19 protein-coding genes and 1 tRNA gene are annotated in these 21,936 nt (G+C 66.5%); 7 read left to right on the forward strand and 13 right to left on the reverse strand.

Annotated elements, in window-relative coordinates; genetic code table 11:
* Window positions 1-68: 68 nt before the first annotated feature.
* The 3 genes from EI73_RS10110 to EI73_RS10120 are packed head-to-tail and all read right to left on the reverse strand — an operon-like array spanning window position 69 to window position 3,520.
* The gene (locus EI73_RS10110; protein WP_034386416.1) at window positions 69-530 is read right to left on the reverse strand and encodes a response regulator; all 462 of its coding nucleotides are present in this window, start codon (window positions 528-530) and stop codon (window positions 69-71) included.
* A gap of 5 nt (window positions 531-535) precedes the next feature.
* Entirely contained in the window at window positions 536-2,848 is a 2,313-nt protein-coding gene (locus tag EI73_RS10115) for a PAS domain S-box protein (RefSeq protein ID WP_034386419.1), read from the reverse strand.
* 6 nt (window positions 2,849-2,854) lie between these two features.
* Window positions 2,855-3,520 carry a response regulator transcription factor gene (locus tag EI73_RS10120; RefSeq protein ID WP_034386421.1) on the reverse strand — a complete coding sequence of 222 codons (666 nt, stop codon included), beginning with the start codon at window positions 3,518-3,520 and terminating at the stop codon, window positions 2,855-2,857.
* Between the two features lie 290 nt (window positions 3,521-3,810).
* Here EI73_RS10120 and EI73_RS10125 point away from each other — a divergent pair, with 290 nt between their 5' ends.
* On the forward strand, window positions 3,811-5,505 hold the full coding sequence (locus EI73_RS10125; RefSeq protein WP_034386424.1) for a ribonuclease J: 1,695 nt from the start codon (window positions 3,811-3,813) through the stop codon (window positions 5,503-5,505).
* Window positions 5,506-5,534: 29 nt separating this feature from the next.
* Here EI73_RS10125 and EI73_RS10130 read toward each other — a convergent pair whose 3' ends face one another.
* On the reverse strand, window positions 5,535-5,723 hold the full coding sequence (locus EI73_RS10130; RefSeq protein WP_034386426.1) for a hypothetical protein: 189 nt from the start codon (window positions 5,721-5,723) through the stop codon (window positions 5,535-5,537).
* A 136-nt stretch (window positions 5,724-5,859) separates the two neighbouring features.
* Between EI73_RS10130 and clpP the strand changes: the two genes are divergently transcribed.
* The 3 genes from clpP to lon all read left to right on the forward strand — a co-directional run bounded on the left by clpP (window position 5,860) and on the right by lon (window position 10,288).
* Window positions 5,860-6,471 carry an ATP-dependent Clp protease proteolytic subunit gene (gene clpP, locus EI73_RS10135; protein WP_156103583.1) on the forward strand — a complete coding sequence of 204 codons (612 nt, stop codon included), beginning with the start codon at window positions 5,860-5,862 and terminating at the stop codon, window positions 6,469-6,471.
* Window positions 6,468-7,685 carry an ATP-dependent Clp protease ATP-binding subunit ClpX gene (clpX, locus tag EI73_RS10140; RefSeq protein WP_034386427.1) on the forward strand — a complete coding sequence of 406 codons (1,218 nt, stop codon included), beginning with the start codon at window positions 6,468-6,470 and terminating at the stop codon, window positions 7,683-7,685. The genes clpP and clpX overlap by 4 nt, the downstream gene beginning before the upstream one ends.
* Window positions 7,686-7,846: 161 nt before the next feature.
* A complete protein-coding gene (lon, locus tag EI73_RS10145) occupies window positions 7,847-10,288 on the forward strand; it encodes an endopeptidase La (protein ID WP_034386431.1) in 2,442 nt (813 codons plus the stop codon).
* Between the two features lie 63 nt (window positions 10,289-10,351).
* Here the strand turns inward: lon and EI73_RS10150 are convergent, their stop codons facing one another.
* From EI73_RS10150 to EI73_RS10160, 3 genes are read right to left on the reverse strand one after another with little or no spacing between them, the layout of a single operon-like run.
* Entirely contained in the window at window positions 10,352-12,103 is a 1,752-nt protein-coding gene (locus tag EI73_RS10150) for an NAD-dependent malic enzyme (RefSeq protein WP_034386433.1), read from the reverse strand.
* A 60-nt stretch (window positions 12,104-12,163) separates the two neighbouring features.
* Window positions 12,164-13,912, reverse strand: a complete 1,749-nt coding sequence (locus EI73_RS10155) for an NAD-dependent malic enzyme (protein ID WP_034386434.1) — start codon at window positions 13,910-13,912, stop codon at window positions 12,164-12,166.
* 57 nt (window positions 13,913-13,969) lie between these two features.
* A complete protein-coding gene (locus tag EI73_RS10160) occupies window positions 13,970-14,413 on the reverse strand; it encodes a thioesterase family protein (RefSeq protein ID WP_034386438.1) in 444 nt (147 codons plus the stop codon).
* Between the two features lie 94 nt (window positions 14,414-14,507).
* Between EI73_RS10160 and EI73_RS10165 the strand changes: the two genes are divergently transcribed.
* Window positions 14,508-15,689 carry a YihY/virulence factor BrkB family protein gene (locus EI73_RS10165; protein ID WP_034386441.1) on the forward strand — a complete coding sequence of 394 codons (1,182 nt, stop codon included), beginning with the start codon at window positions 14,508-14,510 and terminating at the stop codon, window positions 15,687-15,689.
* Window positions 15,690-15,787: 98 nt separating this feature from the next.
* Here EI73_RS10165 and hisA read toward each other — a convergent pair whose 3' ends face one another.
* A complete protein-coding gene (gene hisA, locus EI73_RS10170; protein WP_034388071.1) occupies window positions 15,788-16,519 on the reverse strand; it encodes a 1-(5-phosphoribosyl)-5-[(5-phosphoribosylamino)methylideneamino]imidazole-4-carboxamide isomerase in 732 nt (243 codons plus the stop codon).
* Between the two features lie 52 nt (window positions 16,520-16,571).
* Between hisA and EI73_RS10175 the strand changes: the two genes are divergently transcribed.
* Window positions 16,572-17,717: a glycosyltransferase gene (locus tag EI73_RS10175; protein WP_034386443.1), complete on the forward strand. Its 1,146-nt coding sequence runs from the start codon at window positions 16,572-16,574 to the stop codon at window positions 17,715-17,717.
* Window positions 17,718-17,773: 56 nt separating this feature from the next.
* Here EI73_RS10175 and EI73_RS10180 read toward each other — a convergent pair.
* The 4 genes from EI73_RS10180 to EI73_RS10195 all read right to left on the reverse strand — a co-directional run bounded on the left by EI73_RS10180 (window position 17,774) and on the right by EI73_RS10195 (window position 20,680).
* Window positions 17,774-17,858: transfer RNA gene (locus EI73_RS10180), tRNA-Leu, on the reverse strand.
* A gap of 119 nt (window positions 17,859-17,977) precedes the next feature.
* Complete coding sequence (locus tag EI73_RS10185; protein WP_081909001.1) at window positions 17,978-18,982, reverse strand: malate dehydrogenase; 1,005 nt, start codon at window positions 18,980-18,982, stop codon at window positions 17,978-17,980.
* A gap of 130 nt (window positions 18,983-19,112) precedes the next feature.
* Complete coding sequence (locus EI73_RS10190) at window positions 19,113-19,934, reverse strand: enoyl-CoA hydratase/isomerase family protein (protein ID WP_034386446.1); 822 nt, start codon at window positions 19,932-19,934, stop codon at window positions 19,113-19,115.
* A gap of 149 nt (window positions 19,935-20,083) precedes the next feature.
* Window positions 20,084-20,680: a hypothetical protein gene (locus EI73_RS10195; protein WP_034386448.1), complete on the reverse strand. Its 597-nt coding sequence runs from the start codon at window positions 20,678-20,680 to the stop codon at window positions 20,084-20,086.
* 46 nt (window positions 20,681-20,726) lie between these two features.
* Between EI73_RS10195 and EI73_RS10200 the strand changes: the two genes are divergently transcribed.
* Window positions 20,727-21,296: a DinB family protein gene (locus EI73_RS10200; RefSeq protein WP_034388076.1), complete on the forward strand. Its 570-nt coding sequence runs from the start codon at window positions 20,727-20,729 to the stop codon at window positions 21,294-21,296.
* Here EI73_RS10200 and EI73_RS10205 read toward each other — a convergent pair.
* A complete protein-coding gene (locus tag EI73_RS10205; protein WP_034386450.1) occupies window positions 21,271-21,936 on the reverse strand; it encodes a YqhA family protein in 666 nt (221 codons plus the stop codon). The genes EI73_RS10200 and EI73_RS10205 overlap by 26 nt on opposite strands.

Raw genomic sequence — 21,936 nt, forward strand, 5'->3', positions numbered from 1 at the left:
TCACCTACAGTGTCCCCGGAACCTCAGACCGGGGACACTGGCTGTGTGTACTCTTGTGCTCTGGTGGGCTAGGCGCGGGGAGGAAAGCGCACAAAAGTCATCCAGAAGTCCTCAAAGGCGCGGATGGCCGAGAGGAAGTTCTCGAAACCAACAGGCTTAACCACGTACCCATTGGCGTGGCGGGTGTAGGAGCCCCGTACGTCGTCTTCTGATTGGCTGGTGGTGAGCATCACGACGGGAATGGTGGCGAGGGCGGGGTTGCCCTTGATCTCAGCCAACACCTCCAGACCGTTTTTGCGGGGCATGTTGATGTCGAGGAGGATAACGTCTGGCCGCGGGGCCTGGGCGTACTCGCCCTCGCGGTGCAGGAAGCGCAGCGCCTCGACGCCGTCACGAACCACGTGCAGCCGGTTGGGAACGCGGGCATCGGCGAACGCTTCTTGGGTCAGCAGCACGTCGGGTTCGCTGTCCTCGACGAGCAGGATCTCGATCGGGGGCCGGGCGGTCAGGGAGGGGTCGGATGCGTGCATGGGTCTCAGGGGTGAGGCTGCCCGGCAGCTGGCGCGGGCGGAAGGGGAAGAGTGAGGTGAAAGGTGGTGCCCTGACCCGGCGTGGAGGTCAGGGAGAGGGAGCCGCCGTGCCCCTCGACGATCTTGCGGCAAATCGCCAGCCCGATGCCGTTCCCGGGATAAGCCTCACGGCGGTTGAGGCGCTGGAAGATCGCAAACACCCGTTCATGGTACTCGGGCGCGATGCCGATGCCATTGTCCCGCACCTCGATCTTGACCCGCGTCCCCTCGAGCTCGGCGGTCACGGAGACCTCTGGGGGAACAGCCTCGCGGTGGAATTTCAAGCCGTTGCCGATCAGGTTGGTAAAGAGCTGCACCAGCAGCCCCGCATGACCCCAGACCGTGTAGGGCACGTTCCAAGTCAGCCTTCCTCCCGTCTCCTCGAGCGTCCCCTGTACGTTCTGCGCGGCCTGGGCCAGCACCTCCTCAAGCGCGACGGGTTGCGGCTCGGTGCCGGCGCGGCCCACTCGTGCAAAGCCCAGCAGATCCTGAATCAGGCTGCGCATGCGCCCGACCGCGTCCTGCATAAAGTCGAGGTACTGGTCGGCCCGTGGGTCGAGCCGGCCGCGGTAGCGCCTGGCCAGCAGGTCGGCGTAGCTGCCCACCGTTCGCAGCGGCTCTTGCAGGTCGTGACTGGCGACGTAGGCGAACTGCTCGAGTTCCTGGTTGCTGCGTTCCAGGTTGGCGATGGCGTCTTCTAGGGCTGCCTGGGCGCGCAGCCGTTCGGTCACGTCCTGAAACATCACCACGGCCCCGGTGACCTGCCCGGCAGGATCGTGGGTGGGGGAGACGACGTAGGCGACGGGAATGGGGTGCCCCTGCGCGTGCCAGAACACCTCGCCCTCCCGGCGGCGCGGCTGACCATCCCGCAGGGTCTGGTGAATCGGGCACGCCTCCACGGGATACACCCGGCCATCGGCGTGGTGGTGATGAATCAGGGCGTGCTGCTGGGTACCAATCATCCGTTCGATGCTGTAGCCCAGGATGCGTGCGGCAGCGGGGTTGGCAAAGGTGGTGCGGCCCGCGGTGTCCAGTCCGAAGATGCCCTCTCCAGCGGCGGTGAGGAGCAGCGTGGAGAAGCGGGTGAGGTCAGAGAGCTCGCGGGTGCGCTCCGCGACGCGTTCTTCCAGGCTGGCATTCAGCGCACGCAGATGGTCTTCGGCGGCCTTGAGGGCGCTGAGATCCTGATTGACGCCCACCCACTCGCGGACGCTGCCGTCCGGGTTGGTGACCGCGACTCCGCGGGCCTGCATGGGGACGTAGCAGCCGTCGGCTCGGCGCAGCCGATACTCGGTCTGGTAGGGCGTGCGCGTCTCGACGGCCCGCTGCCAGGCCGAGAGTGTGGCGGCGCGGTCGTCGGGGTGCACGGCGCTCAGCCAGCCAGTTCCCCCGTACTCGTCTTCTGTCTGCCCGGTAAAGGCGGACCAGGTGGGCTGTGGCCCCAGCAGCGCCCCGTCGGGCCGGGTCACCCACACGATCTGGGACGTGGCCTCCACCAGCGAGCGGTAGCGTTCCTCACTGTGCACGATCTGCTGACGGAGGCGGCGCTCCTCGGTCACGTCGGCAAACACCGTTGTGACCTGCTTGGGCTGCCGGGTTCCGGGCGCGTGGCGGGGTAGAGCCGTGACGTTCATCCAGCGCGTCTCCTCCGCACCGTCCGCCCTCGGGATCACCACACCCACCAGCACGTCTCGCTGCACCTCCCCGGTCTGGAGGGCGCGGAACATAGGGAGCGTTTCTGCAGCGAAGGGTTGCCCATCGGGCTGAATGGTGCGCCAGCGTGTGTCCGTGGGAACCTGACCGGTCATCTGCGCCAGGTTGAGCCCCACGAGCCCCTGTGCGGCCGGGTTGGCCGAGAGCACGCGGCCATCTGCGGCTTGCACCAGCATGCCCAGGCCCAGGGCTTCCATCAGTTCCAGCGCCACATCGAGGGGATGGCGCGAGTCACGCAGGTGCACCAGCACCTGGCCTGGCCCAGCAGGCGTGAGGGTGGCCAGGACGGGCGCCTCGTTGCCGAGCAGCAGCACGCTTTCGCGCACCGTCTCTCCTGCGGCTGCTCGAGCGGCGGCGCCGGTCAGCAGGCGGGCCGTCTCGGCCGAGAAGAGTTCCCGCCAGTCCCCGGAGGCGGGCAGGTCACCCAGCCGCTCCCGGGCAGCGGCATTCAGCAGGGCAGCCTCGCCGCTCAGCAGCAGCACGGGGTCGGGCAGGGCCGCCAGCAGCGGCGCGGCATCCACATCCGTGAAGCCTGCGGGCGGTGGGGAAGAGGCCACAGGCTTCATCCACCCTCAGCCGCGGAGGGCATACCCGACGCCCCGCACGGTCCGCAGCAGGCCGTAGCCGTCGAGGTCACGCAGCTTGGCACGCAGGTTCGCCATGTGCACGTCCACCACATTGCTGCCCTCCGGGAGGCGGCCCTGCCAAATTTCCTGCCCGATCTCCTGGCGAGAGTACACCCGGCCCGGCTGACGAATAAGGAGGGCCAGAATGTCAAATTCCTTGGGCGAAAGCCGCAGTTCCTCGCCCTTGTAGGTGGCCAGGCGCTTTTGGGGATCAAGCGTCAGGTCACCCATGCTGAGGCTTTCGCTGACGCGCTGCCGAAGCTGCACCTTGATGCGGGCCAGCAGCTCGTCGGGGTGAAAGGGCTTGATGACGTAGTCGTCGGCGCCCAGACCAAGGAGCCGCACCTTCTCGTCCACCGTGTCGCGCGCGGTCAGCACGATGATGGGCACGGCGCTGTTTTTGCGCAGCCGCTGCACCACGTCACCGCCGTCAAAGTCAGGCAGGCCCAGGTCGAGCAGGATGAGGTCGGGGTGGTCTTCACGCGCCCGGATCAGACCGTTCATGGCGGAGTCGGCATGCTCGACCGCGTACCCAGCATCCGTCAGGTCCAGTCTCAGCACGTTGGCAATGTCGAGGTCATCCTCGATCACGAGAATCCGTTGCGCACTCACACCTTCATGATAGCGGGCTTCACATGCACTTCACGCCACAGCGGCCCTGCCCCCGCTTTTCCGGCGTATCACGCGGACAACAGGGTGAGCTGCGCGCCCGTGACGTTGAACGCCGGAGGCTCTGTGCTACCTTGAGGGGACTACGCCCTGCGCCGCAACCGGCTGCGGGTGACACAAACCGTTTTTCCCGGGCCGCGCTTCCCGGCGTGGCTGCACCATTCAAACCGCACCGCCATGACCTCCCCATGCCCTTCCGGCCAGGAAAAGCGCTGTGCGACCGGAGACAGAAGATGACCCAAGCAGGCAAGAACGCGCCCCATCGGCAAGACAGCGCCCCGGACGCGCGCCCTACGCCGTACCTCGACGTGATTCCGCTCGGCGGCATGGGCGAGATCGGCAAGAACATCACCGCCTACCGCTTTCAAGACGAGATTCTGGTCGTCGATGGCGGGCTCGCCTTTCCCGACGCCCACCAGATGGGCGTGGACCTGATTATCCCGCGCATCGACTACCTTCAGCAGAATGCCGGGCTGATTAGGGGTTGGATTCTGACCCACGGCCACGAGGACCATATCGGTGGGCTTCCCTACATTCTGCCGCGGCTGCCGCGTGTGCCGGTGTACGGCGCGCCCCTCACCCTGGGCCTGGTGCGCGAGAAGCTGGCGGAGTTCGGGATCAGACCCGGCGACGTGGACCTGCGCGAGGCGGACCTGAACGCCAAGGTGCGGATCGGCAAGAACTTCCACGTGGAGTTTTTCCGCATGACCCACTCCATTCCCGACAACGCCGGGTACATCCTCACCACCCCCGCCGGCGTGGTGCTGCACACCGGGGACTTCAAGCTGGACGAGCATCCCAGTGACGGGCAGCTCTCGGACCTCGCCCGCATCGAGCAGGCCGGCAAGGACGGCGTGCTCCTCCTGATCAGCGACTCCACCAACGCCGAGCGGCCCGGGCGCACCCTCAGCGAGGCGGAGGTGACGCGCAACCTGGAGGACGTGATTGCGGGGTGCCGCGGGCGCGTCTTTCTGACCACCTTCGCCTCGAACGTGCACCGCATCGGCAACGTCATTCAGATTGCGCACCGCCAGGGCCGCCGGGTGGTGATGGAAGGCCGCTCCATGCTGAAGTACGCGCAGGTTGCGCAAAACCTCGGCTACATGGAGTTTCCTGAACCCCTGCTGACCAGCGAGGAGGTCGGGAGCCTGCAAGACTCGCAGGTGCTGTACGTGTGCACCGGCTCGCAGGGACAGCCCATGAGCGTTCTGTCGCGCCTCGCCTTTGGAAGCCACGCCAAGCTGGCCCTGAAACGCGGCGACTCGGTGATTCTCTCCAGCAACCCGATTCCCGGCAACGAGGAGGCGGTGAACCTTGTGATCAACCGCCTCTACGAGATCGGCGTAGACGTGTACTACCCGCCGACCTACCGAGTGCACGCCTCCGGACACGGCTCGCAGGAGGAACTCGCCACCGTGCTCAACCTCGCGCGGCCCAAGTTCTTCCTGCCCTGGCACGGTGAACCCCGTCACCAGATCAATCACGCCCGCCTCGCCCAGACGCTCCCCCGCCCGCCCCGCCGCACCCTGATCGCCCGCAACGGCGACGTGGTGCGCGTCAGCGCCGACGAGTTCCGGGTGACCGGTACGGTACCCGCGGGCGGCGTCTACGTGGACGGCTTGGGTGTGGGCGACGTGGGGGACGACGTGCTGCTTGACCGCGCCAGCATGAGCCAGGAGGGCATCTTGATCATGACCGCCGTCTTGCACCCCACTCCGCACGTCGAGATCGTCTCGCGCGGCTTCGTGCGTCCCAACCGCGAGCTCGACGGCCAGATTCGCCGGGTGGCCCTCGAGGCTGTTGAGCTTGGCCTGCGCGAGAAAAAGCGCCTAGAAGACGTCCGCGACGACATGTACGGCTCGGTGCGGAGATTTGTTCGCAAGGTAACGGGCCGCAATCCCGTGCTGATTCCGATGATCGTGGAATGAGGGCGGCAGGGGGCAGTCCCCTGCCCGGTCTACTCCTCGATGATCGTGGTGGTGGTGGTGGTCTGCGTGGCAGGCTCGCGGACAGGCCTTTCTTCTCTGACCTCGTGCCGCTCAGTGCGGGTATGCGTCTCGGTGCCTCCCTCCGCGGAGTGGGACTCGTGAACTTCGGTGGTTTCAGAGCGCTCCACGTCATGGCTGCGGTCGTCTCTTCCCGTCATCTTGGACCTCCTTGGGGGTCTAGCGTACGCGAACTGCCGCGTGCGGGCGATGAACTTTTGTTGAGGGTCAGGGGGAGTCGCCGCCCCCTGCCTGAGCGCAGCTTTGCCCACGTTCCCCGCCGCGCCCCGTGCGATAATGCGCCGCATGAGCGTGATCCCGTACGTGATCGAGCAGACCGGTCGGGGCGAGCGGATGTACGACATCTACTCGCGCCTCCTCAAGGACCGGATCATTTTTGTGGGCACGCCCATCGAGTCGCAGATGGCGAACACGATCGTGGCGCAGCTGCTGCTGCTAGACTCGCAAAACCCCGAACAGGAAATTCAGATGTACATCAACTGCCCTGGTGGGGAAGTGTACGCGGGCCTGGCGATCTACGACACCATGCGTTACATCAAGGCTCCGGTCAGCACCATCTGTGTGGGAATCGCCATGAGCATGGGCAGCGTGCTGCTGATGGCCGGGGATAAGGGCAAGCGCATGGCCCTGCCCAACAGCCGCATCATGATCCACCAGGGGTCGGCGGGGTTCCGCGGCAACACGCCTGACCTGGAGGTGCAGGCCAAGGAGGTGCTGCGCCTGCGCGACACCCTGATTGACATCTACCACAAGCACACCCGCCTGCCGCACGACAAGCTGCTGCGCGATATGGAACGCGACTACTTTATGTCGCCCTACGAGGCCAAAGAGTACGGCCTGATCGACGCGGTGATTGAGAACACCCGCGAGATCGAGGAGGCGCTGTGACCGGGCGCGGTACCATCGGCAGTGATCGCTGCTCCTTTTGTGGGCGGCAGCATCCGCAGATCGCGCAGCTGATCGAGGCGCCCGGCCGAGCGGCTTTTATCTGCAACGAGTGCACCGAGCGGGCGCATGAGCTGGTCCGTCAGAACAAAAAGGCAGGCAGTGAATTTCGCCTCGAGGAGCTGCCTAGCCCCAAGGAGATCAAGGCGTACCTTGACGAGTTCGTGATCGGGCAGGACGAGGCCAAAAAGGCCCTGGCCGTCGCGGTGGTGAGCCATTATCAGCGCCTTGCCCACCCCGACGTGAACCTGCAAAAGAGCAACATCCTCCTGATCGGGCCAACCGGCACCGGCAAGACGCTGCTTGCGCAGAGCCTCGCGGAGATGCTGGAGGTGCCCTTTGCGATTGCTGACGCCACCACGCTGACCGAGGCGGGCTACGTCGGTGACGACGTGGAAAACGTGATTGTGCGCCTGCTGCAGGCCGCCGAATACGACGTGGCCGCCGCCGAGCGCGGGATCATCTACATCGACGAGATCGACAAGATCGCGCGCAAGTCCGAGGGCACCTCCATCACCCGTGACGTGTCGGGCGAGGGCGTGCAGCAGGCCCTCCTGAAAATCATCGAGGGCACCATTGCCCAGGTGCCGCCGCAGGGGGGGCGCAAACATCCACAGCAGGAACTCGTGCAGGTGAACACCAAAAACATCCTCTTTATTGTGGGCGGCGCCTTTGAGAACATGGCCGACATCGCCCGCAGCCGCACCAACGTGCGTTCCTTGGGCTTCGGTGCCGAGCACAAGGGAGAAGAAAAAGAGGAGCTGCGTTTCCTGCCCGAAGACCTCGTGAAATTCGGCCTGATCCCGGAATTTGTGGGCCGCCTCCCGCTCGTCGTCCAGCTTCAGGACCTCGACGAGGACGCGCTGGTGCGAATTCTAACCGAGCCCCAGGGCGCGATCGTCAAGCAGTACCAGGCGCTCTTCGGCTTTCAGGGGGTGGACCTCACCTTCACCGAGGCGGCCCTGCGCGAGGTGGCCCACCGGGCCAAGGCCCGCAAGACGGGGGCCCGGGGCCTGCGGGCCGTGCTGGAAAAGGCCATGACGGACCTGCTGTTTGAGCTCCCCATCGAAGGCCTCAGGGAGCTGCGCTTTGACGCCGCAAACATCGATCGGCCCCTGGAGCTGATTGAGTCTAAAGGACTCAAGAAATCTGCCTAAAAGCGACATAGATTACAGCGACATCTCGCTCGGGTCCCTACAATTGGGGACATCGTGGGCGGGGTGTCTTTTCCAAAAGGGTCGTGGCCCCAGCGGTGGGCGCCCCGCATGAGTCTCACCTCTTCCCGGAACCTGTGTGGTTTCGGTTTTAAGGAGCAAGCATGATCTGGGAACTTCCCGTCGTGGCCCTCAGAAATATGGTTCTTCTGCCCGGCATCACCATGAATATCGATGTGGGGCGGCCCAAGAGCAAGCGTGCTGTGGACGAGGCGCAGGCCAGTGACCGCCGCGTGCTCCTGCTCACCCAGCGCGATCCACGCACCGACGATCCTACCCGTGCCGAACTGTATGACATGGGTGTTTTGGCTGTCGTCAAGCAGGTCGTTCGCATGCCCGACAACACCTACCAGGTGCTGGTGGAGGCCCAGGAACGGGCGCGGGTGCTCGACGAGGTGCCCTCAGCCTACCTGCGGGTGCGGGCCGAGACGCAGCCTGTTCGGGTGCCCACCGGTGAGCTGGAAAGCCGCGAGGTGCAGGTCTTGGCCCAGGAGGTCAAGGCGGCCTTTGAGGAATACCAGCGCCAGAACAAGAACCTGCGGCTGGATAACTACCAGCTTGAGGGCCTGAAAAACCTTTCGGACCCCGGTCAGCTCGCCGATCAGGTGACGCACCACGCCACCTGGACGCCCGAAGAGAAGCAGGAGGTGCTTGGGGCCCTGGGGGTGCGTGACCGTTTGGAAACGGTGCTGAAGCTGCTCACCCGCGACATCGAGCGCTTCAACATGGACAAGAAGATCGCCGGGCGCGTCAAGGAGCAGATGGACGCCAACCAGCGCGAGTACTACCTGCGCGAGCAGATGAAGGCGATCTCCAAGGAGTTGGGCGGCGGTGAGGAAGGCCCCGCCGAGATCGAGGCCCTGCGCGAGAAGATCGAGGCGGCGGGTATGCCCGAGTCCGTGAAGGACAAGGCCCTCAAGGAACTTCAGCGGCTGGAGCGCACGCCCGGCGGCAGCCCCGAAGGCACGGTTGTTCGCAACTACATCGAGTGGCTGATCGACGTGCCGTGGAACAAGCGCGACCAGGAGATCCTCGACATTGGCCGCACGCGCGAGATTTTGGATGCCGACCACTACGCGCTGGGCGACGTCAAAGACCGCATCCTGGAATTCCTGGCGGTGCGTCAGCTCACGCACCGGCCCGAGCAGGAAGGCGAAGCCAAGGACCGCAGCGCCGAAGACAGCACCGACCACGAACTGCGGGCCCCGATCCTGGTGCTGGTCGGCCCGCCCGGAGTGGGCAAGACCTCGCTGGGCAAGAGCATCGCTCGCAGCCTCAACCGCAAGTTCGTGCGCATGGCGCTGGGTGGCGTGCGCGACGAGGCCGAGATTCGCGGCCACCGCCGGACCTACATCGGCTCGATGCCGGGCCGCATCATCCAGGCGATGAAGACGGCTGGTGTGGTCAACCCCATCATCCTGCTCGACGAGATCGACAAGATGAGCAGCGACTGGCGCGGCGACCCCTCGAGCGCGATGCTGGAAGTGCTCGACCCCGAGCAGAACCACACCTTCCAAGACCACTACCTGGAAGTGCCCTACGACCTCTCGCAGGTGATGTTTATCACCACGGCGAACACGCTCCAGACGATCCCGCGCCCGCTGCTGGACCGCATGGAAGTCATCAACATCCCCGGCTACACCCAGCCTGAGAAGGTGGAGATCGCGCGGCGCTACCGGGTGCCCCGGCAGCTCAAGTCGCACGGCCTCACCGGCAAGCTCACGATCACCGACGCGGCGCTCAACCGTATCGTGGAGGAGTACACCGCCGAAAGCGGCGTGCGCAACCTCGACCGGCAGATCAGCAAGCTCGCCCGCAAGGCGGCGCGCGAACTGCTGGAGCAGCCTTGGGAGGGGGTCAAGGTGATCGATGCGGCGGATATTCCGGCCTATCTGGGCGTGCCGCTGCACCGCCCCGACCGCATGGAGAAGGAACCGCAGGTCGGCGTTGCGCAGGGCCTGGCCTGGACCAGCGTGGGCGGCACGATGCTGCTCGTCGAGGCGCTCGCGACGCCCGGTACCGGCAAGATCAGCATGACCGGCTCGCTCGGCGACGTGATGAAGGAGTCGGTGCAGGCCGCCGTTGCCTACCTGCGTGCCCATGCCCACCAGTACGGCGCGGATCCCGAGTTCCACAAGAAGCTCGACCTGCACGTGCACTTCCCCGATGGCGCGACGCCCAAGGACGGCCCCAGCGCGGGCATCACGATCGCAACCGCGGTGATCAGCGCCGTCACGGGCCGCCCGGTCCGGCTGGATGTGGCGATGACCGGCGAGATCAGTCTCCGGGGCCGCGTGCTTCCCATCGGCGGCGTGAAGGAGAAGCTGCTCGCGGCGCACCAGGGTGGCATCCGCGAGGTCATCATCCCCAAGGACAACGAGCCCAACCTTCAGGAAGTGCCCGAGAGCATCCGCGGTGAACTTCGCATCCACGCTGTCGAGCGCGTGGGCGAGGTGCTTGACCTGGTGCTGCTGCCCGCACCCGAGGAGCAGCCCGCGGTGATTCCCCCGGCCCAGGGACGGGACGTGGCGCAGCCGGGAGCGTAAGGAAGCTTTCAGCAGTAGCCACCATCAGGAACGCCTTCGGAAGATCGGAGGCGTTCCTGATGGCTATGGGAGAGCATGCGACTTCAGGTCGGCGCTGGCCCCCTCCGCCGTGCGGTAGGGCAGATACTTCGGCGTCCAGAAGCGGCTCTCGATAAAGGCAGCGAGGGCGTCGTCGTTGAGGTCCTGTACCTTTTCCTCGCGGGCCACACCCTCCAAGAGGGCCTGGCGGGCGACGCGCAGGGCGACGGCTCGGCTGGCGCTGCGCAGGGCCTGGACGGGCGGGTAGATGCGGTCGGGGAAGGTCCGGGCGGTGAAGTCGGCGAGGGCATAGGCCGCCTCGGCGACCATGCCGTCGGTGATTTCTGCGGCGCGGGTCAGGACGGCGGCGAGGCCCAGGCCGGGGAAAATAAAGGCGTTGTTCCCCTGCCCGATCGCGTGCGTCTGACCCTTCACGGTCACGTCTGGAAAGGGGCTCCCGGTGGCGACGAGGGCCGCGCCGTCCGTCCAGCGCAGGATATCTTCCGGCAGGGCCTCGGTGTTGGCCGTGGGGTTGGAGAGCGGGAAGACGGTGGGCCGCGGGGTGTTGGCGTAAACAGCTCGTACGGTGGGCTCGTTGAAGATGCCGCCCTGTCCGCTGAGGCCCAGCAGCACCGTCGCCCCCGCCTCCCGCACCACGCTGAGAAGATCGGTTCCGGTCCAGCCGTCCGTGAGGCTCTTCGGCGTGGCGAGCGGTTGCTTGTACGCCTCCAGCGGGCGGTCATCGGTCAGGAGGCCGCGCGAGTCGAGGACGAAGACCCGGCGGGCGATCTCGGCTTCGCTCAGGCCTTCGCGGCGCATCCCCTCACGGAGGGCGGTGGCGACACCGGCCCCCCCGGCCCCGGCCCCATGGATCACGACCACCTGATCGCGCAGCCGCTCCCCCTTGAGCGCGCAGGCCCGCAGCACGCCTGCCAGGGTGACCGCGCCCGTGCCCTGAATGTCGTCATTGAAGCTGGGAACCACCCGGCGATAGCGCTCCAGCACCCGGAAGGCCGTGTCCTTGGAGAAATCCTCCCACTGGATGATCGCCTTGGGGTAGCGGTCCCGCACGGCGTTCACAAAGGCGTCCAGGAAAGCGTCATACGCCTCGCCGGTCAGCCGGGGGTGGCGAGCACCGAGGTAAAGCGGGTCTTCGATCAGATCCTGCCGCCCGGTGCCCACGTCCAACTCGACCGGGAGCGTCTTGTCCGGTCCCACCCCCCCCGCAAGCGTATACAGGCTGAGCTTGCCGATCGAGATCGCCATGCCCCCGAAGCCCTGGTCGCCGATGCCCAAAATGGCACTTGAGTCGGTCGCCACGATCATCCGCACGTCCTGCTGATGGAGATTGTCCAGCAGCTCGCGCACCCGCCCCACGTGCGCGGTGCTGAGCGCAAAGCCGCGCGGGTAGCGGTACAGCCGCGAGAACTCCCGCACCGCGTCGCCCACGGTCGGCGTGTAGATGATGGGCAGCATCTCCTCGACATGGTCTTCGAGCAGGGCGAAAAACAGCACCTCGTTGTAGTCCTGGAGGTTCCGCAGGTAGGCGTGTTTTTCCAGCGGCGTGCCCTGCTGCCGAAAGCGCAGGTAGGCGCGTTCCTTTTGCTCCCCCAAGGTGCTGACGCCGGGGGGAAGCAGGCCCTCGAGGCCGAGCAGGCGGCGTTCCTCCTCGGTAAAGGCCGTGCCCTTATTCAGGAGTGGCAGGTGCAGCAGCGGAAAGCCGGTGACCCGCACTTCCAGAAAACGGTGCCCGGCGGGGTCGCGTTTCACGTCGTAGTAGCGGGAGATGTGCGCCATAGTTCAGGCTAGCCAGGGGCAGGGCACCTTGAGGGGAACGGGCTAGACGGCTTCTTCCCTTCAGTCCCGCGCGTCTGCGGCCTTTCTGAGCGGCAGGTACTTTGGGACCCACTGGCGGCGGCGCACAAAGTGTTCCAGCTCCTCATCCGTGAGGTTGCGGATGCGGCGCTCGGCACAGACGCCTTCTTGAATGGCCTGCCGGGCCACGCGCACAGCCACCTTGAGGCTGAGTTCGCGGATCGCGCTCACCGGCGGGTAGACCCGGTCGCCGTACCTCGCTGTCTCGTCGGCCAGGGTCTGCGCGGCCTCCATCACCATGCCGTCCGTGATCTCGCGGGCGCGGCTGATCACCGCTCCGAAGCCCAAACCCGGAAAGATAAAGGCATTGTTTCCCTGCCCGATGGCGTAGGTCCGGCCGCCATATGCGATGTCGGGAAAGGGGCTGCCGGTGGCGATGATGGCGGCTCCATCCGTCCAGCGCAGCAGGTCAGCCGGCTGCGCCTCCACGTTGCTGGTAGGATTGGAAAGCGGAAACACAATGGGGCGGGGCGTGTGCGCGAGCATCGCTTTGACCGTCGCCTGTTGGAAAAGCCCCGGCACTCCGGTCAGGCCAAGCAGGGCCGTCGCGCCGCTATGCACAACCGTCTCGTGCAGCGTGGGCCACTCGCCCTCGCAGGTCCAGTCCTGCACGTCTGCGGGCAAGCGAGCAAAGGAAAGCTGGTGTTCTTCCAGGCCGGGCTGCCCGTGCAGCAGCAGGCCGTACCGGTCCACCACAAAGATGCGGGCATTTGCCTCGGCGTAGCTCAGGCCCTCACGCATCAGGCCCTGGCGAATCGCCATCGCGACGCCGATGCCGCCCGCCCCGGCCCCCACCACCACAAAGGTCTGGTCGGTGAGCCGCCGGCCTCCCAGGCGGCTCGCGCTGAGCAGCCCGGCCAAGGCCATCGCGCCGGTGCCCTGAATATCGTCGTTGAAGCTGGGAACCACCCGGCGGTAGCGCTCCAGCACCCGGAAGGCCGTGCCGCGCGCGAAGTCCTCCCACTGGATGATCGCTTTGGGATAGCGGGCGACCGTCGCCTCGACGAAGCGGTCGAGAAACTCATCGTACTCGCGGCCTGTGAGGCGGCGGTGGTGCACACCCAGGTAGAGCGGGTCGTCGATCAGGTCTTGACGGTCGGTGCCCACGTCCAGCTCGACCGGGAGCGTCTTGTCCGGTCCCACCCCCCCCGCGACGGTGTACAGGCTGAGCTTGCCGATCGAGATCGCCATGCCCCCGAAGCCCTGGTCGCCGATGCCCAAAATGGCGCTTGAGTCGGTCGCCACAATCATCCGCACGTCGTTGAGGGGCACGTTTTCGAGCAGCTCATCCACTCGGTCGATGTCCTCGGTGCTGACCGCGAAGCCGCGCGGGTAGCGGTAGATATGGGAAAAGACCCGCACCGCCTCGCCGACGGTGGGGGTGTAGAGAATGGGCATCATTTCTTCGAGGTGATCCGCAAAAAGCGCGTAGAACAGCACCTCGTTGCGGTCCTGAAGCGCCCGCAAGAACTCGTGCTTGTCGAGGTCGGTGGCCTGCTGAAGGTAGCGCCGGTAGGTGCGCTCCTTTTGTTCTTCCAGCGTGCTGTGGTGCGGGGGAACGAGGCCCTCAATGCCCAGCGCGCGGCGTTCCTCACGGGTGAAGCCGGTGGATTTGTTCAGAAGGGGAATATGCAGCAGCGAGAAGCCAGTGACGTTCACATCGAGGTAACGGTGGCCGTTTTCGTCGCGCTTCACGTCATAGTAGCGGGAGACGCGGGGAGCTTCAGGCATAACCTCCGAAGTGTAGCCCACCAGAACGGCAATTCTTCCGGAGCGTGTACAAGATTTTTACTCAATGCAAGAATTCTTCGTTTGCCTCTGCTGCTCGTGCCACCGCTCCCGCAGCCGCGCGAAGCCCGCGTTGATCCTCGCCTGGGGAAGCACCATCTGTCCGGTGGTGCCGTACCCGATCTCGTCGCCAAGGTCCGAGACGGCACGCAGGTGGCACAGAATCCGGCGGCCCTCCATCCCGCCGAAGGTGGCGGTTACGGTCACGGTCATGCCGGGCAGCGCCGAGGCGGTGTGGATCACCTGAACGTCGGTCCCGATACCGCCCTCTCCTTCCTCCAGAAAGGGGAGGATAATCTTGCGGCCCGCCTCCTCGAAGTGGCGGGCCAGCCAGTAGGTCGCGTACACGGGGTGCACCGGGCCCAGCTCGGCAAAGTGCACGGTCATCTCGTCGGTCACGGTGACGGTGAGGGTCTGGGTAAAGCCCGCCGGAATCGGACGCATAGGAAGAGGCTAGCAGGGGGAGGAGCGGGCTCTGTGAAGGAACTCCAGGCCAGGGGTGGGCTGGCCGCCTCAGCACCGCCCGTAGACTGCCTTTATGAGGTTCACGGACCTGTTCACCCTGATTCGGGAAGCAGCGCTGGCCTTTGGGCAGGACAAGGCCCCCCGGCTGGCGGCAGCCATCGCCTACTACGCCATCTTCAGCCTGGCCCCCCTGCTGCTTTTTGCGGTGGCGGTCGCAGGGTTTTTTCTGACCAACGACGCGGTGATCACGACCCTCTTCGGGCCGCAGGGGTTGGTGGCGCAGAACCTGGGTGAGAAGGCCGCCGAGTTTCTCAGAAGCCTGGTACAGAACCAGGAGGGCATTCAGCGTGGCTCGCTGTGGGCGACCGTGATCGCCTTTGTCACCCTGTTTATGGGCGCGACCGGTTTGTTTGTGCAGCTTCAGGATGCCCTGAGCAGCATGTGGGGGGCGGACCCGCCGCCACCGGGGGGATTTCTCAAGGTCGCGCAGACGCGGGTGGTGTCCTTTCTGCTGATCCTGGGGATCGGGTTGGTGCTGCTCGCGTTTTTGGCCCTGAACACCTACCTTTCGGCCATCGCCCAGCGGTTGGGGGACGTGATTGGAGCCGGCGCCTTTTTCGTGCGGGTGGGGACCGTGCTGCTGGGAAGCGCGCTGCTCACCCTGGTGTTTGCCGCCATCTACAAGTTTCTGCCTGCGGTCAAGCTGCAGTGGCACGAAGTCTGGGTGGGCAGCGCCGTCACCGCCGTTCTCTTTACGCTGGGGCAGGTGGCCATCGGGTTCTACCTGGGACGCAGCGCGACAAGCAGCGTGTTTGGTGTGGCTGGGACGCTCGTGGCGCTCCTGCTGTGGATCTACTACAGCGGCATGATTTTCTTTTTCGGTGCAGAGGTGACCTGGGTGTACTCGCAGAAATACGGCACCCACGCGGGCGGTGCCGCGAATGTCAGCAAGAAGGCGGCCGTTGCCGCCAAGGGCGCCGAGATAGACCCCACGCCCAGCGGTCAGGAGGCAGCGGCCCTCCAGCACGCTGACCGTGCCCCCCGTGATGCCCGTGGCCGCGTGCACCTGCCCTGGCTGCGCCGTGCTCCGGCCCAGGACCGCACCTTCCACGTCCAGACGTCCACCCCACAGGACGTGGTGCCCGGCATCGGTCAGACCCTGTGGAATGCCGTCACCGCCGTGCTGGCGATTCCAGCGGTGATTGTGCTGAGGCTGCTGGGTTGGAAGGGGCGAAAGCAGGTGCGGCGCAAGTAGGGTCTGGGGTGGGGGAGCCTGCCGCCGCGTTTCTGTGTGGTGAGTGGGTTGGCGAAGTCTTGTTCTGGAGGAACCGGGTATCTTGGAGCGGGCTGCCCTCAGAGCCCCTTGACCGGATACGGCAGCGTTCCCTCGTAGATCGCCCGGCCCACAATCGCCCCGTGGATGCCTTCTTCGGCCAGCAGGCGCACGTCGTCCAGGGTGGCGACGCCGCCGCCCACAATGAGGGTATTCGTCCAGAGCCGGCGCACCTGGCGCATCAGGTCGCGGTCAAGGCCCCTGAGGGTGCCGTCGCGGGTGACGTCGGTAAAGATCAGGGTTTCTAGGCCCGCAGCCGCGAGCTGGGGCGTGAATTCAGCCACGTGCCGGCCGCTGCCCTCGGCCCAGCCGTGGATGGCGACCTCCAGGCCGCGCGCGTCGAGGCTTACCACCACCCGTTCCGGGCCGTGGGCTCCGATCAGCTCCTGCACGAGCTCGGGGTTCTTGACAGCGGCAGTGCCGATGACCACGCGCGCCACCCCTGCCCGCAGGAGGTCTTCGGCGGCCCTGCGGTCGCGAATGCCGCCCCCCACCTCCACCGGTACGCCGAGTTCGGCGGTGATCTGCTCGATCAGGGCCCGGTTCTCGCCGCGTCCGGTGGCAGCGTCGAGATCCACCAGGTGCACCAGCTCCGCGCCGAGCGCAGCCCAGTGACGGGCGGCCGAGAGTGGGGACTCGAAGTACACCGTCTCGCGGTCGGGGTCACCCTCGTACAGGCGCACGGCGCGGCCCGACTGGATGTCCACGCAGGGGATGATCTGGGGAAGGGCAGCCGAATGCGGGCCAGTCATGTGAGCCAGGATAGCGGCCTGGTCGTCGGCGGAAGGGTACACTCCGGAAGCCGTGCGTATCGGGATCGTCACCGCCACCTATCTGCCGTCGCGAAACGGCGTCGCCACGAGTACGGCGCTCTATGTCCGGGGCCTGCGCGCCCGGGGGCACGAAGTCCGGGTCTTTGCCCCCCGCCATCCCCAGGCAAGCGGCCCGGAGGAGGGAGTCTACCGCCTGAATTCCTCTTTTGCCGGCGCGCGCGTTCTGGGGGCACCGGCCGACTATCCGGTGATGCTCGCGCCGGGGCCACGCCTCACGGCGCGCTTGCCGCTGCGGGATCTGGACGTGCTGCACACGATGCACCCCTTTCTGGCCGGGCAATTGGCCCTGAAGTGGGCGCGGCTCTCGGGCGCTCCGGTGGTCTTTACCGCACACACGCAGTATGACCAGTACCTGCACTACGCGCCCATGCCGCGCCGCGTAGGCCGCGCGATGCTGCGCCCGCATGTCGCGGCCTTTGCCCGGCGGGTGGACGCGGTGCTGGCTCCCGGCCGCGCAATGGTGGAGATGCTGCGCGCCTACGGCTTTATGGGCAAGGTGGAACTCTTCCCCAATCCGGTGGACCTCGCCGCTTTTCGGGAGGCGAGGGGCGACGCTTTTCGTGCTGAGCATCGCGTGCCGAGGGATACGCCCCTCGTGATGTACCTCGGCCGCCTCGCCCCGGAAAAGAACCTCGAAGGACTGCTGCGCGCCTTTGCGCAGGCCCGCGCCGCCCGCCCCGCACTGCGCCTGCTCGTCGTGGGTGACGGTCCCAGCCGTGAGGCGGCGCGGGTCGGGGCCCCAGAGGGTGTCACCTTTACTGGCCCCCTGCCCTATGCCCGCGTGCCCGAAGCCCTGGCCGCCGCGGACGCTTTTCTTACCGCAAGCACGTCCGAGGTACTCCCCATGAGCATGATCGAGGCCCTCGCCGCGGGTACCCCGCTGGTGGCCGCCCGTAGCCCCGCCGCCCTCGACCTCGTGCAGGAGGGCGTGAACGGCACGGTGCGGGAAGCAGACCCGGAGGCGCTCGCTGACGGCCTGCTGAACGTGCTGCACCCCGCCCGCCTGCCCGCCCTGCAAGCCGGGGCGCGGGCGAGCGCGGCGCAGTACGACCTGCCCACCCGGGCCGCCGCCCTAGAGGAGGTCTATGCACAGACGGTGGCGCGGGGGCGGGGCTAGGGCCTGCGAGCAGACCCTCCCGGCAGCAAAAACCCCCGCACAAGCGGGGGCTTCTCTGGTGCCGAGGATGGGATTTGAACCCACACGCCTCGCGGCGCTAGTCCCTGAAACTAGTGCGTCTACCAATTCCGCCACCTCGGCATTCCTTGGCTTCGCCCGGGCAGGGGCGCGTTTCAGGCTTGCTTACTTTAGCGGGACCTTCCGGAACTGTCAACAGGGGACAAAGCCCGTCCTGGCGCTTTGCCCCCTGTCTTCCGCGCCTACGGCACCAGGCCGAGCTTGCGCACTTCCTCGCGTTCCTCTTCGAGTTCCCGGGCGGTTGCGTCCATCTTCCCGCGGCTAAAGTCGCTGATCTCAAGGCCCTGAACAATCTCGTACTGGCCGTTGCGGGTGCGGACGGGGAAGCCATAGATCAGGCCCTCGGGAATGCCGTAGGAGCCGTCACTGGGCACCGCCATGCTGACCCACTCGCCTTCGGGCGTGCCCAGCGCCCAGTCACGCATGTGGTCGATGGCGGCGGAGGCAGCGGACGCGGCGGAGCTGGCCCCGCGCGCCTCGATAATCGCCGCGCCGCGCTTGGCGACGGTCGGGATGTATTCCTGCTCGTACCACGCCCGGTCCACCAGGTCGAGGGCAGGCTGGCCGTTCACCGTCGCCTGCGAGAGGTCGGGGTACTGGGTAGAGGAGTGGTTCCCCCAGATGGTGACGTTTTTGATGGCGCTCACCGGCTGCCCGGTCTTTTCGGCGAGCTGGCTGATCGCGCGGTTGTGATCGAGGCGCACCATCGCGGTGAACTGCTCGGGTTTCAGGTCCGGCGCGTTCTGTTGGGCGATCAGGGCGTTGGTGTTGGCAGGGTTGCCCACCACCAGCACCTTCACGTCCCGGCTTGCCACCCGGTTGAGCGCCTCGCCCTGCGGCTTGAAGATGCCGCCGTTGGCGCCCAGCAGGTCGCCACGCTCCATGCCCGCCTTGCGCGGCATCGCGCCGACCAGCAGCGCATAGTCGGCGTCCTGAAAGGCCACAAGCGGGTCATCGCTCGTCACGATATCGGCGAGGAGTGGGAAGGCGCAGTCGCGCAGCTCCATCACGACGCCCTGGAGGGCCTTGAGGGCGGGTGTGATCTCCAGCAGTTGCAGGATCACCGGCTGGTCCTTGCCCAGCATATCGCCCGCCGCGATGCGAAAGAGCAGGCTGTAGCCGATCTGCCCGGCGGCGCCGGTCACCGCCACGCGAACGGGTTGCTTGGGGCTTGGGTTCATCGTCATGGTGGGGTCCTCCCGGAAGGTGAAGTTTTTCGGTCCACAATAACGCGCAGGAAGCGGGAAGAGCGCGGGCGTTCCCCGGGAGGAGACAGAAGGAGGCCTAAGGGACAAGCTTCCCCTCAGGCCTTACGGCTCAGATCGGCGCGTCCTCTTGAAAGCGCGGCTCCCGCTTCTCGCGCAGGCTGGCGAGGCCCTCGCGCAGGTCGGGGCCGGTAAAGCCCAGGAATTCCAGGGCCAGGCTGGTGTCGAAGGTGGGGCCCATCATCCGCAGCCAGTTGTTGAGGGCGTACTTGGTCCAGCGCACGGCGCTCGGACTGCTCGCGGCGAGCCGGCGCGCGACGGCCCACGCGCGGTCCAAAAGTTCCTCGTCGGGCACGCACAGGCTCACCAGACCGAGGCGCTCGGCCTCCTCGCCGGAGACGGGTTCACCGGTGAGGAGGTGGTACTTGGCTTTGCTCATCCCGCACAAGAGGGGCCAGATGATCGCCGCGTGGTCTCCCGCCGCGACCCCGAGCCGGACGTGGCCGTCCAGCAGCCGAGCGGATTTGGCCGCCACACTCACGTCCGCAAGCAGCGCCACCGCCAGTCCCGCGCCGACGCAGGGGCCGTGGATGGCACTCACGATGGGCTTGCCGCAGTTGATGACGTTGTAGACGAGATCGCGGGCCTCGCGCCACACGCGGGCGAGAGCGGTGAAGTCTTGGCTCATCTCCTCGATCAGGGTGAAGTCACCGCCCGACGAGAAGGCCCGCCCCTCGCCGCGGATCAGGACGCAGCGAATGCCTGTTGCCGCGTCGATGTCGCGCCAGATGGAGGTGAGTGCTCGGTGCGCTTCTGCGTTCACGCTGCCCAGGGTCTTCCCGCTGCGGATGACGATGTCGAGAATGCCGCCCTCGTGCAGGGTGAGGTGCAGGCCCGGGTACGCCCCCGGCGCCGTCAGCTGTTCGGTGGTCATGGCTGGAGGGTAATACGGATTCCGGCCACGCTGTGAGCCTTTGGGAAAGTGCCCAGGGCGAGCGCCATTCTGAAATCCGTCCTTTTTCCTTCTCCCGCCGGTTGGGATTCACAGGGATTCAACCGGAATCGTCGAACACCCCGGCTCGGCTACGGCAGGCCGACCAGCCCCAGCGTGTTGATCAGAGCCAGCTCAACGCCTAGCTCGGCGGCCAGCCCCGGGTCCGGCGTGCCCGGCGGACCCGCCAGCAGCAGCGTGGGACGAGCTTCCAAACCGATGCTGCCGGTGTTGTCCAGCCGAGCGAGCAGCGCCTCGAAGGTCCAGTCGCGGGCCCACAGGCGTTTGACCGCCTGCAGGGCGGCGGTGCCGGGCGGAGAGACCTGCGCTGTTTCGACCTCGCGCCCTCCGGGGCGACGCACGTGCAGTGGGCCCCGGCTCAGGCCCGCATGGCCCAGCGCTCGGTAAAAGAGCTGCACGGCGTCGTCTTCCAGGTAGCTCGTGCGAATCAGGGCCTCGGCGCGGGGAGACAGGGCCTCCAGCAGGTCCTCGTCAAGGCGGTCAGGCTTCACGGGGGCGAGCAGACGCGAAAGCTGCTCGGGCAGGTTGGCCGCCCGGTAAAACGCCTCCTCGAAGGCCGCGGGCAGGAGCATGGCGGCCGGAACGCGTTCCGGGTGCGCGGCCAGACGGTGCGTCTCGGCCCCGACCACGGCGGCAGGCTGCCGGGCCGCCTCGGCAAAGGTCAGCATGGGGTGAGCTTAACGCGTGGGCTTCAACCTGCGCGATACTCGGTTCATGTCCCCTGACCTGGAGGCGAGGCGGTATCCCATCGGCCCAGTTCAAGACTTGCCTGGGCGCGACCGGGCGACACTGGAGGCTGTGGCGGCGCGGATGGAGGCGGCGGGCCGTGCGTGGCGCGAGGCCCTGACCGGGCGGGATGAGGCGGAGTTGGGCCGCACCTATCGCCCCGGGGCGTGGACGGTGCGGCAGCTCGCCCATCACGCGGCGGACGCGCATGTTCACGGCCTCAACCGGCTGCGGTATAGCCTCACGGCGGAGGAATACGTGATTCAGCCCTTCGACCAGCAGGGCTGGCTGATGCTGCCCGACGCAGCGCTTCCGGTCGAGGCGGCGCTGGCGCTGATGGACGCTGTGAATGTGCGTTGGGGAGCACTGCTGCGCGGCCTTGACCCAGCCCTGTTCGCTCGGCGCGTCCTCCATCCGCAAGAAGGTGAACAGGACCTATGGCGGCTTCTGGCCAAGCACGACTGGCATCTGCGTCACCACCTTGCGCAGGTGCGGCTGGCGCTGGGTCAGGCGGGTGAGGGCAAGGAGGCGGTCACTCCGCCCCCTCCTCAGCACTGACTCGCCCAGCCACTTTGGCCTGGGTCGCCTGTTCGGCGCGCTGCACGTCCTGTTCCTCAATGTGGCGCTGTTCCGAGTCGTGCTCGAACAGTTCGCGGCGGGCACGCAACTTGGCCTCGGGCTGCTGGAGGTCACTGCCCTGCCCGCGGTGCACCCGTTGGAAGAACACCAGCGCGCCGCCCGCCAAAGCGAGCGCCCCCGCGAAGTACAGCGTTTCCCGCGCATTCTCCCAACGGATGAAGTGTTCCAGGAACGTCACGCCCAGAATCACGATCACCACCGATACGACCTTCTGTTCCAGGTCCGAGAGGGTCTCTACGCCCAGCGCCGAGGTCAGGTTCAGCGGCCGGATGAAAAGCGAATACAGCCCTACGCCGATCAGGTAAAACACGACGGCCTTGAGCATGGTCCCCACGACCTCCAAGAACTCCACCGCCAGGGTTCCGGATTGACTTGCCACGCCGCGGGTGAACATGTCGTGCCACGTCTCATAGACGGTATACAGGGCCAGGAGGGTGCCCTGTAGAAACAGGCTAAACGCCACGAGCAGCACCGCGATCACGGCGATCAGCACCACGAAGCGGGTCCGGCCGATCAGCTCGCTGAACCACTCGCGCTTGGAAGAAGGGGAAGGCCTCAC

Origin of the sequence: Deinococcus sp. YIM 77859 (genome assembly GCF_000745175.1) — a bacterium.
Lineage (GTDB): Bacteria > Deinococcota > Deinococci > Deinococcales > Deinococcaceae > Deinococcus.

What these genes read in the sequence shown, in the direction of transcription:
- EI73_RS10110 (WP_034386416.1), bottom strand. Translation starts at nt 530, where the DNA reads ATGCACGCATCCGACCCCTCCCTGACCGCCCGGCCCCCGATCGAGATC.
- EI73_RS10115 (WP_034386419.1), bottom strand. Translation starts at nt 2,848, where the DNA reads ATGAAGCCTGTGGCCTCTTCCCCACCGCCCGCAGGCTTCACGGATGTG.
- EI73_RS10125 (WP_034386424.1), top strand. Translation starts at nt 3,811, where the DNA reads ATGACCCAAGCAGGCAAGAACGCGCCCCATCGGCAAGACAGCGCCCCG.
- EI73_RS10130 (WP_034386426.1), bottom strand. Translation starts at nt 5,723, where the DNA reads ATGACGGGAAGAGACGACCGCAGCCATGACGTGGAGCGCTCTGAAACC.
- clpP (WP_156103583.1), top strand. Translation starts at nt 5,860, where the DNA reads ATGCGCCGCATGAGCGTGATCCCGTACGTGATCGAGCAGACCGGTCGG.
- lon (WP_034386431.1), top strand. Translation starts at nt 7,847, where the DNA reads ATGATCTGGGAACTTCCCGTCGTGGCCCTCAGAAATATGGTTCTTCTG.
- EI73_RS10150 (WP_034386433.1), bottom strand. Translation starts at nt 12,103, where the DNA reads ATGGCGCACATCTCCCGCTACTACGACGTGAAACGCGACCCCGCCGGG.
- EI73_RS10155 (WP_034386434.1), bottom strand. Translation starts at nt 13,912, where the DNA reads ATGCCTGAAGCTCCCCGCGTCTCCCGCTACTATGACGTGAAGCGCGAC.
- EI73_RS10160 (WP_034386438.1), bottom strand. Translation starts at nt 14,413, where the DNA reads ATGCGTCCGATTCCGGCGGGCTTTACCCAGACCCTCACCGTCACCGTG.
- EI73_RS10165 (WP_034386441.1), top strand. Translation starts at nt 14,508, where the DNA reads ATGAGGTTCACGGACCTGTTCACCCTGATTCGGGAAGCAGCGCTGGCC.
- hisA (WP_034388071.1), bottom strand. Translation starts at nt 16,519, where the DNA reads ATGACTGGCCCGCATTCGGCTGCCCTTCCCCAGATCATCCCCTGCGTG.
- EI73_RS10185 (WP_081909001.1), bottom strand. Translation starts at nt 18,982, where the DNA reads ATGACGATGAACCCAAGCCCCAAGCAACCCGTTCGCGTGGCGGTGACC.
- EI73_RS10190 (WP_034386446.1), bottom strand. Translation starts at nt 19,934, where the DNA reads ATGACCACCGAACAGCTGACGGCGCCGGGGGCGTACCCGGGCCTGCAC.
- EI73_RS10195 (WP_034386448.1), bottom strand. Translation starts at nt 20,680, where the DNA reads ATGCTGACCTTTGCCGAGGCGGCCCGGCAGCCTGCCGCCGTGGTCGGG.
- EI73_RS10200 (WP_034388076.1), top strand. Translation starts at nt 20,727, where the DNA reads ATGTCCCCTGACCTGGAGGCGAGGCGGTATCCCATCGGCCCAGTTCAA.